14 protein-coding genes and 1 pseudogene are annotated in these 15397 nt (G+C 72.2%); 12 read left to right on the plus strand and 3 right to left on the minus strand.

What is annotated here, in order from left to right:
* Positions 1-83 precede the first annotated feature (83 nt).
* Positions 84-3626, plus strand: a complete 3543-nt coding sequence (gene dnaE, locus O7543_RS01230; protein WP_281550585.1) for a DNA polymerase III subunit alpha — start codon at positions 84-86, stop codon at positions 3624-3626.
* 21 nt (positions 3627-3647) lie between these two features.
* Complete coding sequence (locus O7543_RS01235; protein WP_281550584.1) at positions 3648-4457, plus strand: DUF2567 domain-containing protein; 810 nt, start codon at positions 3648-3650, stop codon at positions 4455-4457.
* Here the strand turns inward: O7543_RS01235 and O7543_RS01240 are convergent.
* Complete coding sequence (locus O7543_RS01240) at positions 4372-5073, minus strand: LON peptidase substrate-binding domain-containing protein (RefSeq protein WP_281550583.1); 702 nt, start codon at positions 5071-5073, stop codon at positions 4372-4374. The genes O7543_RS01235 and O7543_RS01240 overlap by 86 nt on opposite strands.
* 87 nt (positions 5074-5160) lie before the next feature.
* Here O7543_RS01240 and hisD point away from each other — a divergent pair.
* The 8 genes and pseudogenes from hisD to hisF form a co-directional block, all read left to right on the plus strand.
* Positions 5161-6453, plus strand: a pseudogene (gene hisD, locus O7543_RS01245) (histidinol dehydrogenase); the annotation flags it as partial.
* Between the two features lie 92 nt (positions 6454-6545).
* On the plus strand, positions 6546-7724 hold the full coding sequence (locus O7543_RS01250; RefSeq protein ID WP_281550582.1) for a histidinol-phosphate transaminase: 1179 nt from the start codon (positions 6546-6548) through the stop codon (positions 7722-7724).
* A complete protein-coding gene (gene hisB, locus O7543_RS01255) occupies positions 7724-8335 on the plus strand; it encodes an imidazoleglycerol-phosphate dehydratase HisB (RefSeq protein ID WP_123602584.1) in 612 nt (203 codons plus the stop codon). The genes O7543_RS01250 and hisB overlap by 1 nt, the downstream gene beginning before the upstream one ends.
* A gap of 1 nt (position 8336) precedes the next feature.
* Entirely contained in the window at positions 8337-8507 is a 171-nt protein-coding gene (locus O7543_RS01260) for a hypothetical protein (protein WP_281550581.1), read from the plus strand.
* Positions 8507-9172, plus strand: a complete 666-nt coding sequence (gene hisH, locus O7543_RS01265; protein WP_281550580.1) for an imidazole glycerol phosphate synthase subunit HisH — start codon at positions 8507-8509, stop codon at positions 9170-9172. Before O7543_RS01260 ends, hisH begins: the two co-directional genes overlap by 1 nt.
* On the plus strand, positions 9169-9495 hold the full coding sequence (locus tag O7543_RS01270; RefSeq protein WP_278170174.1) for a hypothetical protein: 327 nt from the start codon (positions 9169-9171) through the stop codon (positions 9493-9495). Before hisH ends, O7543_RS01270 begins: the two co-directional genes overlap by 4 nt.
* A 27-nt stretch (positions 9496-9522) precedes the next feature.
* Positions 9523-10269, plus strand: coding sequence for a bifunctional 1-(5-phosphoribosyl)-5-((5-phosphoribosylamino)methylideneamino)imidazole-4-carboxamide isomerase/phosphoribosylanthranilate isomerase PriA (gene priA, locus O7543_RS01275; protein ID WP_281550579.1), 747 nt, complete (start codon positions 9523-9525; stop codon positions 10267-10269).
* A complete protein-coding gene (gene hisF, locus O7543_RS01280; protein WP_281550578.1) occupies positions 10266-11048 on the plus strand; it encodes an imidazole glycerol phosphate synthase subunit HisF in 783 nt (260 codons plus the stop codon). The genes priA and hisF overlap by 4 nt, the downstream gene beginning before the upstream one ends.
* Before the next feature lie 33 nt (positions 11049-11081).
* On the opposite strand, the gene O7543_RS01285 is transcribed toward hisF, so the two are convergent.
* Entirely contained in the window at positions 11082-11558 is a 477-nt protein-coding gene (locus O7543_RS01285) for a hypothetical protein (protein ID WP_281550577.1), read from the minus strand.
* A 56-nt stretch (positions 11559-11614) separates the two neighbouring features.
* Between O7543_RS01285 and O7543_RS01290 the strand changes: the two genes are divergently transcribed.
* Complete coding sequence (locus O7543_RS01290) at positions 11615-13132, plus strand: beta-N-acetylhexosaminidase (RefSeq protein WP_281550576.1); 1518 nt, start codon at positions 11615-11617, stop codon at positions 13130-13132.
* Here the strand turns inward: O7543_RS01290 and O7543_RS01295 are convergent.
* Positions 13107-13853 (minus strand): hypothetical protein, encoded by a 747-nt coding sequence (locus O7543_RS01295; protein WP_281567306.1) that lies wholly within the window; start codon positions 13851-13853, stop codon positions 13107-13109. The genes O7543_RS01290 and O7543_RS01295 overlap by 26 nt on opposite strands.
* Before the next feature lie 59 nt (positions 13854-13912).
* Here O7543_RS01295 and O7543_RS01300 point away from each other — a divergent pair, with 59 nt between their 5' ends.
* Positions 13913-15373: a PLP-dependent aminotransferase family protein gene (locus tag O7543_RS01300; protein WP_281550574.1), complete on the plus strand. Its 1461-nt coding sequence runs from the start codon at positions 13913-13915 to the stop codon at positions 15371-15373.
* The last annotated feature ends 24 nt before the right edge of the window (positions 15374-15397 follow it).

Here is a 15397-nt window from a genome sequence, read left to right on the forward strand (position 1 = left end):
TCCCCGCGCGCCTCGGTGCGGGGCCGCTGGCGACACGATAGGGTTCGCTGGTCGTGCCGGGACGGGAGAAGGGGGCCGGGTCGGTGTCCGATAGTTTTGTGCACCTGCACGTGCACACAGAGTATTCGATGCTCGATGGAGCGGCCCGGTTGAAGGAACTGTTCGCCGAGGCCAACCGTCTGGAAATGCCGGCCCTGGCGATGACCGACCACGGCAATCTTTTCGGCGCGTACGACTTCTTCAAGCAGGCGACCGGCGCCGGGGTGAAACCGATCATCGGGTTGGAGGCATATCTCACACCCGGGACGGACCGTCGGGACCGGACCCGGGTACGGTGGGCCGACGGCGGAGAGAACGACGTCTCCGGTGGTGGCGCGTACACCCACATGACGATGCTGGCGGCGGACGCGGACGGCCTGCGTAACCTGTTCCGGCTGGGCTCGCGGGCGAGCCTGGAGGGGTACTTCTACAAGCCGCGTGCGGACCGGGAACTGCTGAACGAGTACGGCAAGGGGATCATCGCGACCACGGGGTGCCCGTCCGGCGAGGTCCAGACCTGGTTGCGGATCGGTGACTTCGAGAAGGCGTGCGCGTCGGCGGCCGAATTCCGCGACATTTTCGGTGCCGACAATTTCTACCTGGAGTTGATGGATCACGGACTGGGTATCGAGACCCGGGTCCGGGATGATCTGATCCGGCTCGGTAAGCGGTTGAATCTCAAACCGGTCGCGACCAATGATCTGCACTACACCCATGAACGCGACGCGGACGCGCACGAGGTGCTGCTGTGTGTCCAGTCCGGTTCGACGATGGCGGACCCGAAACGGTTCAAGTTCGACGCCCGCGACTTCTATCTCAAATCCGCGGCGGACATGCGGAAACTGTGGGACGCCGAGGTGCCGGGGGCGTGTGACAACACCCTCGAGATCGCCGAGAAGATCGGCGACTATTCGGCGTTGTTCGCCTCCCGGGACCTGATGCCGCAGTTCCCGGTGCCGGCCGGGGAGACCGAGGAGTCGTTCCTGCGGGCCGAGGTGCTGCGGGGGCTGGAGCGCCGCTTCCCGGGTGGGGTGCCCGACGGGCACCGCCGGCAGGCCGAGTACGAGCTCGACGTGATCCTCAAGATGGGTTTCCCGGGCTACTTCCTGGTGACCGCGGACCTGGTGCACTACGCCAAGCGGGAGGGGATCCGGGTCGGTCCGGGCCGTGGTTCGGCGGCCGGGGCGCTGATCGCGTACGCCCTGGGCATCACCGAGCTGGACCCGATCCCGCACGGCCTGCTGTTCGAGCGGTTCCTGAATCCGGACCGGGTGTCGATGCCGGACATCGACATGGACTTCGACGAGCGTCGCCGCGGTGACATGATCCGCTACGCGACCGAGCGGTACGGCGAGGAGCGGGTCGCCCAGATCATCACCTACGGCACGATCAAGGCGAAGGCCGCGATCAAGGACGCGGCGCGGGTGCTCGGCTACCCGTTCGCGATGGGTGACCGGATCACCAAGGCGATGCCGCCGCCGGTGATGGGCAAGGACATCCCGCTGACCGGCATCTTCGACCCGAAACACCCGCGCTACCCGGAGGCGGTGGAGTTCCGGGGGCTGTACGAGTCCGACGGCGAGGTCCGCAAGATCGTCGACACGGCCAAGGGCCTGGAGGGGCTGAAACGGCAGTGGGGGGTGCACGCGGCCGGGGTGATCCTGTCCCGCGACCCCTTGGTGGACGTGCTGCCGATTCAGAAGCGGGAGCAGGACGGGGCGATCATCACCCAGTGGGACATGGGCGCGTGTGAGTCCATCGGCCTGCTGAAGATGGACTTCCTCGGGCTGCGCAACCTGACCGTGATGGACGACTGCCTGGCCGGGATCGCCGAGAACCAGAACCTCAACCTGGTCCTGGAGGATCTGCCGCTGGACGACAAGCGCGCCTACGAGCTGCTCGCCCGTGGTGACACGCTCGGGGTGTTCCAGCTCGACGGCGGGCCGATGCGGTCGCTGCTGCGCTCGATGGTGCCGGACAACTTCGAGGACATCTCCGCCGTCCTCGCCCTGTACCGGCCGGGTCCGATGGGCGCCAACGCGCACAACGAGTACGCCGACCGTAAGAACAACCGTAAACCGGTGGTGCCGATCCACCCCGAGCTGGCCGAACCCCTCGCCGACATCCTGGGCGACACCTACGGGTTGATCGTCTACCAGGAGCAGGTCATGGCGATCGCCCAGCAGCTGGCCGGCTACACGCTCGGCGCCGCGGACCTGCTGCGTCGGGCGATGGGTAAGAAGAAAAAGGAGATCCTGGACAAGGAGTACGTGCCGTTCTCGCAGGGCATGCGGGACAACGGCTACTCCGACGAGGCGATCAAGACGCTGTGGGACATCCTGGTCCCGTTCTCCGACTACGCGTTCAACAAGGCGCACACCGCCGGCTACGGCCTGGTGTCCTACTGGACGGCGTACCTCAAGGCCAACTACCCGGCCGAGTACATGGCCGCGTTGCTGACCAGCGTCGGCGACGACAAGGACAAGGCCGCCGTCTACCTGGCCGAGTGCCGGCGGATGAAGATCAAGGTGCTGCCGCCGGACGTGAACGCCTCCGGGGCCCGGTTCACCGCCGTCGGCGCCGACATCCGGTTCGGCCTGGCCGCCGTGCGTAACGTGGGTACGAACGTGGTCGACGCGATCGCCCGGTGCCGCAAGGACAAGGGCGCCTACACCGATTTCTACGACTTCCTGCGCAAGGTCGACGCGGTGGCCTGCAACAAACGTACCGTCGAGTCGTTGATCAAGGCGGGGGCGTTCGACTCGCTGGGGCACACCCGCCGGGGCCTGCTGACCGTGCACGCCGACGCGATCGACTCGTTCATGGACCTCAAACGCAACGAGGCGGTCGGCCAGTACGACCTGTTCGGCGACGCGTTCGGCGCCGCCGACCCGGCCGGCGGCGGCGCGGGTCCGATGGTGGTCACCCCACCGATCCCGGACGGCGAGTGGGACAAGACCGACCTGCTCACCTTCGAACGGGAGATGCTCGGCCTGTACGTCTCCGACCACCCGCTGTTCGGTGTCGAGCACGTCCTCGCCAACGCTGCGGACATGTCCATCGCCGCCCTGTCCGAGGACGGCGCGGTCGCCGACGGCACCGTGGTCAACCTCGCCGGCATCCTCTCCGGGGTGCAGCGGCGGATCACCAAACAGGGCCGGGCGTGGGCGTCGGCCACCCTGGAGGACCTGGGCGGCGCCGTCGAGGTGCTGTTCTTCCCGAACACCTACGAACTCGTCGGCCAGTACATCGCCGAGGACGCCATCGTCGTGGTGAAGGGCCGGGTCGACCGACGCGACGACCAGCCCCGGCTGATGGCGATGGACCTGTCCGTACCGGAGATCACCTCCGCCGACGAGATCAAACCCATCGTGATCGCACTGTCCCCGGCCCGCTGCACCCCACCCCTGGTCGACAGCCTCCGCGACGTGCTGACCAGCCACCCCGGCTCGGCCGAGGTGCACGTCAAACTCGTCAACGGCGGCCGCGCCACCCTGCTGCGCCTCGGCCCGCACCGGGTCGCCCCGACCACCGCCCTGATGGCAGACCTCAAGGCGCTCCTCGGCCCCACCGCCGTGGCCGGCTGAGATCTGCGAGAGGATCGACGGGTGAGTTCCACCGCTGACGCCGGCCCACCCGGTGATCCGACCGGCCCGTCCGGGGCGTCGCCGGCGCCGCCGCCCGACACCGGCGCCGTGGAGCCCACCCGGGCCGCCGGCCGGCGCCGGATCTGGCGTCGGCCCGGGCTGTACGTCGCCGCCGCGATCACCGTCGGTGGTGCTCCGCTCGGCGTCGCCTGGTCGATGCTGGCCCCCTGGATTCCGGTGGTCAGAACCGAGCAGGGCGCGGCGGTACGCGGCGGCGCCCCGGAGTACTTCGTCGCCGCCGACGGCTGGTTCGCGATGCTCGGCGTCGGCTACGGGATCCTCGCCGGGATCGTCGTCTGGGCGTCGTTGCCCCGGTCCCGTGGACCGTACGGGCTGGTCGCCGTCACCGTCGGTGGGCTCGGCGCGGCAGCGCTGGCCTGGACCCTCGGCCGGCAGATCGGCCTGGCCGGCTACCAGCGGGCACTGGAGACGGCGGCGCTCGGTGCCCAGTTGGAGCGGCCACCGGATCTGCAGGCCGGCGACTTCGACCTGTGGTTCGGCGTGCTGCCGACGGTCACCGGCGCGTTCGGTGCTCCGGCGCTCGGCGCAGTGCTGGCGTACACCATGCTGGCCGGCTGGTCCAGCCACCCGGACCTGCGTCCCGAGCCGGACCAGGTCGGGGCCGGACCCGACCACCCGGACCTGCGTCCGGAGCCGGTCCCGGACGTCGCCGCCGATCCGCGGATCAGTTCGGACTCGCCGGAATCGCCAACTCGGGCAACGGGACCGGCACCGCCCGCACCCGGCGCAGCAGCGCCACCTCCCGATTGAGCATCCGCAGCTCGGCCCGTAGCCGCCGGGCGGTGTCCAGCTCCGCCAGCAGCGCCTGCCGCTCACTGATGTGCAACGCGGCGGTCGCCGCCACCAGGTGGGACAGCACGGTCGGCTGCTCCGGCAGCTGTTCGGTGATCTCGGCCGAGTCGGTCCGGACCAGGTCGAGATACTGCCGGAACACCGCGAGCAACTGCGGCGCCAGCAGGTCGGCCAGCTCCTCGGACCCGGTCGGCTCGGGCAGCCACTGCACCGACGCGGTGAGGTACGGCGTACCTTCGGTGGCCAGGTCGGTGATCCGGAACCGGCGCCGACCCACCGTCACGAGGTCGTACCGTCCGTTCGGCAGCTCGGTGACCTGCCGCAGCTGCGCGGTGCAGCCGATCTCGTGCAGGCTCACCGAGGTCGGCGTCGGCGCGCCCGGCGGCCCGGCGGTCGGCAGCACCTCCCAGCCACGCCGGATCGCCACCACCCCGAACTCCCGGGGGACCCCGTCGGGCAGGCTGGTCAGATGCCGGACCAGCGCCCGGTAGCGCTCCTCGAAGATGTGCAGAGGCAGCACCAACCCGGGGAAGAGCACCGTCCCGAGCGGAAAGACCGGTAGCCGCTGACCCACCGGTCGAGCCTAGCGTGGTCACGCTCACTGTCCCGTCCGCTGGACGGGCGGCGTCCGGCCAGTGGGAGGACGCCTAGACTCGCAGGCGTGCTGAACCGGATCGACCTGCGAGGCGGGTCACGCGACCCGCGTGGCCTGCTGCCCCGTGCCCAGCTCGACGTTTCCGCGGCGGTCGAGCGGATCCGCCCGCTGGTGGAGGCGGTCCGTGACCATGGCTACCCGGCGATCCGGGAGGCGGCCGAGCGGTTCGACGGGGTCAGCCCGCACCGGCTGCGGGTGCCCACCGAGGCGCTCGCCGCGGCTGAGCGTGACCTCGACCCCGGGGTCCGGGCCGCGCTGCTGGAATGCATCGACCGGACCCGGCGGGTGCACGCCGACCAGCGCCGGACCGACGTCACCACCCAGGTGGTGCCCGGAGGCACCGTCACCGAACGCTGGGTGCCGGTCGGCCGGGTCGGGCTGTACGTGCCCGGCGGGCTGGCGATGTACCCGTCGACCGTGGTGATGAATGTGGTACCCGCCCAGGTCGCCGGGGTGGCGTCGCTGGTGGTGACCAGCCCGCCGCAGCGCGACAACGACGGGCTGCCCGACGCCCGCGTACTGGCCGCCTGCGCCCTGCTCGGCGTCGACGAGGTGTACGCGGTCGGCGGCGCCCAGGCCGTCGCGATGCTCGGCTACGGTGCCGCCGTCGATCCGGACGGGACCGACCGGTGCGCCCCGGTCGACGTGATCACCGGGCCGGGCAACATCTGGGTCACCGCCGCCAAGCGGCTGCTGCGCGGGGTGGTCGGCATCGACGCCGAGGCCGGCCCGACCGAGATCGCCATTCTCGCCGACGACACCGCCGACCCGGTGCACGTCGCCGCCGACCTGATCAGCCAGGCCGAGCACGACCCGTTGGCGGCCAGCGTGCTGGTCACCCCGTCGACCGGGCTGGCCGACGCGGTCGACCGGGAGCTGGCCCGGCAGGTGCCGGCCACCCGGCACGCCGACCGGATCGCCACCGCGCTCGGCGGCGAGCAGTCCGGCACCGTCCTGGTCGACGACCTCGACGCCGGTCTGGCCGTGGTCGACGCGTACGCCGCCGAGCACCTGGAGATCCAGACCCGGGACGCCCGGCAGTGGGCGCTGCGGGTCCGCAACGCCGGGGCGGTCTTCGTCGGCGCGTACGCCCCGGTGTCGCTGGGCGACTACTGCGCCGGCTCCAACCACGTCCTGCCCACCGGCGGCTGCGCCCGGCACTCCTCGGGTCTGTCGGTGCAGTCCTTCCTGCGCGGCATCCACCTCGTCGAGTACGACGCGGACGCGTTGCGTGACGTCGCCGACCACGTGGTCACTCTGGCCGAGGCCGAGGACCTGCCGGCGCACGGGCAGGCGGTCCGGGCCCGGTTCGCCGACCCGACCGGCAGCGCCGCCCCGGCAGCGAACTCACCGGCCGTTTCCCCGATCGCGGGTGGATCGACGGTGACCAGATGACCGGCCCGATCACCCTGGACGACCTGCCGATCCGCGACGATCTGCGCGGGCGCAGCCCGTACGGCGCACCGCAGTTGGACGTGCCGGTGCGGCTCAACACCAACGAGAACTCCTACCCGCTGCCGGACGTCGTGGTCGAGGCGATCGCCGAGGCGGTCACCGCCGAACTGCGGGAACTCAACCGCTACCCGGACCGGGATGCGGTCGCGCTGCGGGCCGACCTGGCCGGCTATCTCGGCCATGGGCTGACCACCGCCGGGGTGTGGGCGGCCAACGGCTCCAATGAGATCCAGCAGCAGCTGCTGCAGGCGTTCGCCGGTCCCGACCGGGTGGCGCTCGGCTTCACCCCGGCGTACTCGATGCATCCGCTGCTGGCGGTGGGCACCGGCACCCGGTGGGTGGACGGCCGGCGCGGACCCGACTTCGACCTGTCCGCCGACGACGCGGCCGGCCAGGTGGTCGAGCACCAGCCGGACCTGGTCTTCCTCTGCTCCCCGAACAACCCGACCGGGACCGCCCTGGACCCGGCGGTGGTGCGGGCGGTGCTGGCCGCCGCGCCGGGCATGGTCGTCGTCGACGAGGCGTACGCCGAGTTCGCCCGCCCCGGCACGGCCAGCGCGGTGCAGCTGCTGTCGACGCATCCACGGCTGGTGGTGACCCGGACGATGAGCAAGGCGTTCGGTTTCGCCGGCGGTCGGCTGGGCTACCTGGCCGCGCATCCGGCGGTGGTCGACGCGGTCCAACTGGTCCGCCTGCCCTACCATCTGTCGGCACTCACCCAGGCGGCGGCCCGGGCGGCGCTGGCGCACCGGGACACCCTGCTCGGTACGGTACGGGTGATCATGCATCAGCGGGACCGGATCGTCGCCGAGCTGCGTCGGCTCGGGCTCACCGTGGCGGACAGCGACGCCAACTTCGTGCTGTGCGGTGTCGATGGCGTCGCCGGTGGCGACCAGCGGGCCGTCTGGCAGGCGTTGCTGGAGCGTGGGGTGCTGGTCCGCGACGTCGGGCTGGCCGGCTGGCTGCGGGTGACCGCTGGGACGCCGCAGGAGACCGACGCGTTCCTCGCCGCGATGACCGAACTGGTCGCCAAGGCCGAACGAGCCGCCACGTCGCAGACAGCCGCAAATTTCCTCCCTGGCCTGCGGGCCGGAGCGTCCACGGAAGGAATCTGATGAACCGCACCGCGCGGGTCGAACGCACCACGGCCGAGACCAAGGTGCTGGTGGAGCTGGACCTCGACGGCACCGGCACCGCCGACATCGGCACCGGTGTCGGCTTCTACGACCACATGCTGCACCAGATCGCCCGGCACGGCGGTTTCGACCTGACCGTACAGACGGTCGGTGACCTGGAGATCGACGCGCACCACACGATGGAGGACACGGCGATCGCGCTGGGCACCGCGCTGCGCCAAGCGCTGGGCGACAAGGCGGGCATCCGCCGGTACGGCTCGGCCACCATTCCGATGGACGAGGTGCTGGTACGAGCGGCGGTCGACCTGTCCGGCCGGCCGTACGTGGTGCACGACGAGCCGGCGCTGGCGCCCTACATCGGGCCGGTCTACCCGACCAGCATGACCCGGCACATCTGGGAGTCACTCGGCCACTCGGCCATGATCACGCTGCACGTGTCGGTGCTGCGGGCCGCCCGCGACGGCGGCCACCCGGATGCGCACCACGTGGTCGAGGCCCAGTTCAAGGCGGTCTCCCGGGCGCTGCGCGAGGCGGTGGCGATCGACCCCCGGTCGGCCGGCTCGGTGCCCAGCACCAAAGGCGCGCTGTAACGTGGACAGCTTCCTGCCGGTAGCGCTGTTCGCGCTGGCCGGGGTGCTGGTCGGTGGTGCCTGGTCGCTGCATCGTCAGGGTGCCGGGCGCGGTGCCGTCGGCCTGGCCGCCGGGCTCGCCCTGCTGGCGGTCGCCGCCGGTGTGTTCTGGCTGCTACCCGGAGGTGACTGATGGCCACGCCACCGCCGGCCGTCGTGGTGCTCGACTACGGCTCCGGCAATCTGCGCTCCGCCGAACGCGCACTGGCCCGGGCCGGTGCCCAGGTGACCGTGACCGCCGACCTGGCCGCGGCCGACGCCGCCGCCGGGCTGGTGGTGCCGGGTGTCGGCGCGTACGCGGCCTGCATGTCCGGCCTCGACGAGTTGGGCGCGGCGCCGGTGATCGGCCGGCGGGTCGCCGAGGGACGCCCGGTGCTCGGCATCTGCGTCGGCATGCAGATCCTCTTCGAGTACGGCGAGGAGCACGGGGTGGTCACCAAAGGGCTCGGCCTGCTGCCCGGCGGGGTTCGCCGGCTGCCCGCCGAGCGGGTGCCGCACATGGGCTGGAACACCGTCGCCGCGCCGGCCGGCAGCACCTTGTTCGCCGGGCAGCCCGCCGACGCCCGGTTCTACTTCGTGCACTCCTACGCGGCGCTCGCCGTCGATCAGCTGACCGCCGCCGGCGCCCTGGTCACCACCACCGGTCACGGGGGCCGCTTCGTGGCCGCCGCCGAACGCGGTGCGCTGTCGGCGACGCAGTTCCATCCGGAGAAGTCCGGCCAGACCGGGGCCACCCTGCTGGGCAACTGGCTGGCCATGCTGACTGCGCCGACCACGACGGGAGGGGAGGACCGGTGAGCAAGGAACGGGCCCGCCGCCGGGCCGCCCGGCTGGCCGAGGCGGAACGCGAGCGGGCCGCCCGGGCCCGGACCAGCGCCCGCCGGCAGCGTCGTCGGTCCGCGCTGCGCCGGCTCACCCCACGCCGGCCGGGCGGGCGCACCGGGCGGTTGTTCATCCGGCGCAGCCGCGCCGAACGCGCCGGGATCGCAGTGCTGACCGTGGCGGCGCTGGCGGTCGTCTGGCTGGCCGTGCCCGACATGGCGCTGCGCCTGCTGCTGATCGCCGTACTGCTGCTCGTGGCACCCGCCGTCGTGGTCATCGCACTCGGCCGACGGACCTGACACCCACCATCTTCGAGGAGACGATCCGTGACCCTGACCCTGCTTCCCGCTGTCGACGTCGCCGACGGCCAGGCCGTCCGCCTGGTCCAGGGCGCGGCCGGTAGCGAAACCTCCTACGGTGATCCGCTGGAGGCGGCGCTCGCCTGGCAGCGTGACGGGGCGGAGTGGATCCACCTGGTCGACCTCGACGCCGCCTTCGGCCGCGGCAGCAACGCCCATCTGCTCGCCGAGGTGGTCCGGCAGCTCGACGTGGCGGTGGAGTTGTCCGGCGGGATCCGCGACGACGAGTCGCTCGCCGCCGCGTTGGGCACCGGCGCGGCCCGGGTCAACATCGGCACCGCCGCGTTGGAGGATCCGGTCTGGTGCGACCGGATCGTCGCCGAGTTCGGCGACCGGGTGGCGATCGGCCTGGACGTGCGTGGCCGTACGCTGGCCGCCCGAGGCTGGACCCGTGACGGCGGCAACCTGTTCGAGATCCTCGAACGGCTGGACAAGGCCGGGGCCGCGCGGTACGTGGTCACCGACATCACCAAGGACGGCACCATGCGGGGACCGAACCTGGACCTGCTCCGTGAGGTGTGCTCGCGGACCGACGCGCCGGTGATCGCCTCCGGCGGCGTCTCCACCCTGGATGATCTGCGGGCGCTTGCCACGCTGGAATCGGCCGGGGTGGAGGGTGTGATCGCCGGCAAGGCGCTGTACGCGGGCGCGTTCAGCGTCGCGCAGGCGCTCGCCGCGCTGCGCGACGCCGGTCGCCCGGAGGTTTCCGGGTGAGCGTCGCGGTCCGGGTGATCCCCTGCCTCGACGTGGACGCGGGCCGGGTGGTCAAGGGGGTCAACTTCGTCGACCTGCGCGACGCCGGGGATCCGGTCGAGCTGGCCGCCGCCTACGACGCGGCCGGAGCGGACGAGCTGACCTTCCTCGACGTCACCGCCTCTTCCGACGCCCGCGGCACCATGCTGGACGTGGTCCGCCGGACCGCCGAGTCGGTGTTCATCCCGCTCACCGTCGGCGGCGGGGTGCGTTCGGTGGAGAACGTGGACACGCTGCTGCGCGCCGGGGCGGACAAGGTCGGGGTGAACACCGCGGCGATCGCCCGTCCCGGTCTGATCGCTGAGGTCGCCGACCGGTTCGGCCGGCAGGTGCTGGTGCTGTCCCTGGATGTACGCCGCGCCGGGCGGGAGACGGTCGCCAGCGGCGACACGCCGAGCGGGTTCGAGGTGACCACCCATGGCGGTCGGCGGGGGACCGCGATCGACGCGGTGGCCTGGGCGCGGCGCGGGGCCGAACTGGGTGCCGGTGAGATCCTGCTCAACTCGATGGACGCCGACGGCACCAAGGCGGGTTTCGACGTCGAGCTCATCGCTGCGGTACGGGCGGTGGTCGACATACCGGTGATCGCCAGCGGCGGTGCCGGTGCCACCGCGCACTTCCCACCGGCGGTGGCCGCCGGGGCTGACGCGGTCCTCGCCGCGAGCGTGTTCCACTTCGGCGAGCTGACCATCGGCGCGGTCAAACAGGAGCTGCGTGACGCCGGCCACCCGGTGCGCTGACCGCCGTAGCCGACCCCGTCGACCCGCCCGAGGTCAGGCCCGGCCCTGCTGGGCGGCGGCGGAGTTCTCCACCGAACGCCGGGGCACCGGCGGCAGGAAACGCCCGGTGTATTCGAGCATCGCGGCGGCGTGGTCCTGGTCGTCCAGCCGCCACTCGGCCTCGGTGGCGGCGTACCGCTGGTCGAGCACCCCGTGCACACTGTCCACCGTGGTGGTCAGACCGCTGCGTGGCCGGTCCCGCCACAGCTGTTCCCCGGCCTCGGTCACCAGGAACCAGCCGTCGCTGACCGAGATCAGGTCGGCACCGAGCAGTCGGCGTACCCCGGTCTCTATTTCTTCCCGGGTGGGGATCGCCTGGTTGAGGTGTTCGGCGGTGGCGAGCACGTCGACCAGACGTACCCCTTCGGGTCGACGACTCAGCGGCGACCTGCGGTGCCGACCCACCTTGCCCGCGATGACCGCCGAGACGAAGATCCACGCGTCCGACCAAGCCCACCCCTCGTCCATCATCTGCCCATGATGCCGCGCCGGGCGCGCGGGCGGAACTCCTGTGCTTGGCTGTGGACATGCTTTTGCCACGTCCCACCCACCTGATCCGTGAGGCCGGGCATTTCGCCCTCGATGCCGCGACCAGCGTGTGCGCGCCGGTCGGTGTCGCCGACCTGCTGCGCGAGCTGCTCACCCCGGCGACCGGGCTGCCGTTGCCGCCGGTCGGGGCACCCGGCGATGGCGTGATCAGCCTGCTGGTGCGCGATGATCCCGAGCTCGGTGCCGAGGGCTACCGGCTGCGGGTCGACCCGGCCGGGGTCCGGGCGGTGGCCGCCGCCGAGGCCGGGCTGCGCTGGGCGGTGCAGACGCTGCGGCAGTTGCTGCCCGAGCAGGTGTACGCGGCCGGCCCGGTCACCGGGGTGCCGTGGCGGCTGCCGATGGTGGAGATCGTCGACGTGCCGGCGTACCCCTGGCGGGGGTCGCTGCTCGACGTGGCCCGCTGGTGCCACCCGTTGCCGCTGCTCTACCGCTACGTCGACGTGCTGGCCATGCACAAGCTCAACACCCTGCACCTGCATCTGACCGATGACCAGGGTTGGCGGTTCGAGGTGCGGCGGTACCCCCGGTTGACCGAGGTGGGCGGGTTCCGCGTGGCGTCGCCGGCCGGTCACCTCCGGGACGGCCGCAGTGACGGGGTGCCGCACGGTGGCTGGTACCGGCAGGCGGAGCTGCGTGACCTGGTGGCGTACGCGGCTCGGCGCGGCGTGCGGATCATGCCGGAGATCGACCTGCCCGGGCACGCCCAGGCGGCGATCGCGGCCTATCCCGAGTTCGGCAACGATCCGACCCGCCAGTTGGCAGTCGGGACGACCTGGGGGATCTCCACCCACGTACTCAACCTGGAACCGGCCACGTTGGCCGCCGTGCACCACATCCTCGACGAGGTGGTCGAGGTCTTCCCGTTCGAGTACGTGCACGTCGGCGGGGACGAGGTGCCGACCGCCGAGTGGGCGGCGAACCCGGCGGCCGTCGCTCGTGCCACCGAACTCGGCCTGCCCCGGGTGGCGGACCTGCAGGGCTGGTGGACCGGGCGGCTCGCCGAGCATCTGGCGGGCCACGGCCGGCGGACTGCAGTCTGGGACGAACTGCTCGACCGGGGTGCACCGGCCGGGGCCACCGTCTTCGCCTGGCGGGGCATCGACCGGATCGACGCGGCCCGGGCCGCCGGTCTGCCGGTGGTCGCCGCGCCGTACAGCCACACGTACTTCGACTGGGCCGAGTCCGACGATCCGGCCGAGCCGTTGGCCATCGCCGGGGTGCTGCCGCTGCGCACGGTGTACGGGTTCCAGCCCGGCGACGTGCTCGGGGTGCAGGGGCAGCTGTGGAGCGAGTACCTGCCCACCGAGCAGCGGGTGTGGTGGCGGGCCTTCCCCCGGCTGGCGGCGTTGGCCGAGGTGGGCTGGTCCGGACCGGTGCCGACCGACGACACCGGCGCGGTCCCGCCCGGGGTGTGGGCGGAGTTCCGTAGCCGGCTGACCGGGCAGCTGCGCCGGCTGGACCGGGCCGGTGTCAGCTACCGTCCACCGGATGACTGACCGCCGGGACCGGCTCGGGCGCGGTTCTGTCGGGCGCGGCTGCGTCGGTGGGTACGGTGCACAGCGGCAGGAAGAACTGCACCAGCGGTCCGATGCCGACGGCGTAGAGCACGGTGCCCAGCCCGGCGGTGCCGCCCAGCAGCCAGCCGCACGCCAGCACGGTCAGCTCGATCACGGTGCGGACCAGCCGGACCGAGCTGCGCGGGTGCCGGGCCACCCAGCCGGTCATCAACCCGTCCCGGGGGCCGGGGCCCATCCGCGCCCCGATGTACAGGCCGGTGGCCAGGCCGTTGAGCACGATCCCGGCGACCAGGAACGTGCCCCGGACCGGCAGGTGCGTCGGTGCCGGCAGTAGTGCGAGGCCAGCGTCCACCGCGACGCCGATCACCACCACGTTGCTGACCGTGCCGAGGCCGGGCCGCTGCCGCAGCGGTATCCACAGCAGCAGCACGGCGCCGCCGACGAGCACCGTGACGGTCCCGAAGCTCGGCCCGGTCAGCTGGGTCAACCCCTGGTGGAAGACGTCCCACGGGTTCAGCCCGAGATCCGACTCGATCATCAGCGCCATGCTGACGCCGTACAGGGTGAGGCCGGCGTAGAGCTGTCCGAGCCGCCGGGGCAGTCGCCGACCCGGGTGGCGGCCGGGGCGGCCGCCGGGATGGTGACCGGGGTTGGGATCCGGTCTGCAGCGGAGTCCACCGCCGTTGCCAATTCTGGTCATGCATGCCACTCTGAAGTCCAATCGGCGATGGCGGTACGGCCAATTGGAGGCAACTGGTTATGGCGGTGATCGTGCGGGGGAGCCAATTGGCCCGGCTGCTCGGCCAGTGGCATGCCCTGCCCGGCCGGCGGCGCAACCCGGACTACGCCGCGTTGGCCGGGGCGGTCCGCGGCCTGCTCGCTGACGGGCGGCTGCCGCTCGGCGTACGGCTGCCGGCCGAGCGGGAACTGGCCGAGGCGCTGCGGATCAGCCGGACCACCGTCACCGCCGCGTACCGCAGCCTGCGGGAGACCGGCCACCTGACCAGCCGCCGGGGAGCCGGCAGCTGGACCACGTTGCCCAGCGGCCACCAGGTCGCCAGCTCCGGGCTGTGGACTGCGGAGACCGCCCCCGACATGATCGACTTGGGGTACGCGGCGCTGGCCGCCCCGCCCGAGCTGGTGCCGGCGGCCCGGGCCGCCGCCGAGGACCTGCCCCGCTACCTGCAGCACGCCGGCTACTACCCGACCGGGCTTGCCGAGCTACGGGCCTCGGTAGCCCAGGGCTACACCCGGCGTGGTCTGCCCACCAGCGCGGAACAGATCATGGTGACCAGCGGCACCCAGCACGCCCTCGACCTGGTGCTACGGCTGCTGCTGCCAGCCGGCGCGCCGGTGCTGGTCGAGTCGCCCACCTACCCGAACGCGCTCGCCGCGCTCGCCGCCCGCCGGGCCCGGATCGCCACCCACGGACTGGCGACCACCGACGGCGACGGGTGGGACGCCGACCTGCTGCTCGGCGCGATCCGGCAGGACCGGCCCCGGTTGGCCTACCTGATCCCCGAGTTCCAGAACCCGACCGGTCACCTGATGTCGACAGCGCTGCGGGAGCGGGTGGTCGCGGCGGCCCACGCCAGCGGCACCGACCTGGTGGTCGACGAGTCGTTCGTGGACCTGCCGCTGGACGGCACCCCGGTGCCGCCGCCTACCGCGGTCTTCGACCGGCATTCCCGGGTGATCTCCGTCGGGGGGATGAGCAAGCCCTACTGGGGTGGGCTGCGGATCGGCTGGGTGCGGGCCTCGGCGCCGTTGGTGCAGCGACTGGCCGCGCTGCGGGTCGGGGTGGACATGGCCGGTCCGGTGCTGGACCAGCTGGTCGGGGTCCACCTGCTGGCCGCTGCGGACACCATCGTGCCGGCCCGGTTGGCGCAGCTCACCGCCCAGCGGGACGCGTTGCTCGCCGAGCTGGCCAGCGTGCTGCCCGAGTGGCGGGTCACCGTGCCGCACGGCGGGGTGACCCTCTGGGCGGAGCTGGACGGCCCGATCTCCAGCGCGCTCGCCAGGGCGGCTGAGGAGTCCGGGGTACGACTGGCCCCTGGTCCCCGGTTCGGCATCGACGGCACCCTGGAGCGGTTCCTGCGGTTGCCGTTCACCCTGCCGGTGCCGGTGCTGACCGATGCGGTACGACGGATCGCCGCCGTGCGCTACGACCTTGACCGCACCAGCCGCCGCCAGTGGCGGGAACCCGCTATGATCGCCTGACGGCGGCTGGTGCCCGACCCCACG

Origin of the sequence: Solwaraspora sp. WMMA2080, from assembly GCF_027497395.1 — a bacterium.
Classification (GTDB): Bacteria; Actinomycetota; Actinomycetes; order Mycobacteriales; family Micromonosporaceae; genus Micromonospora_E.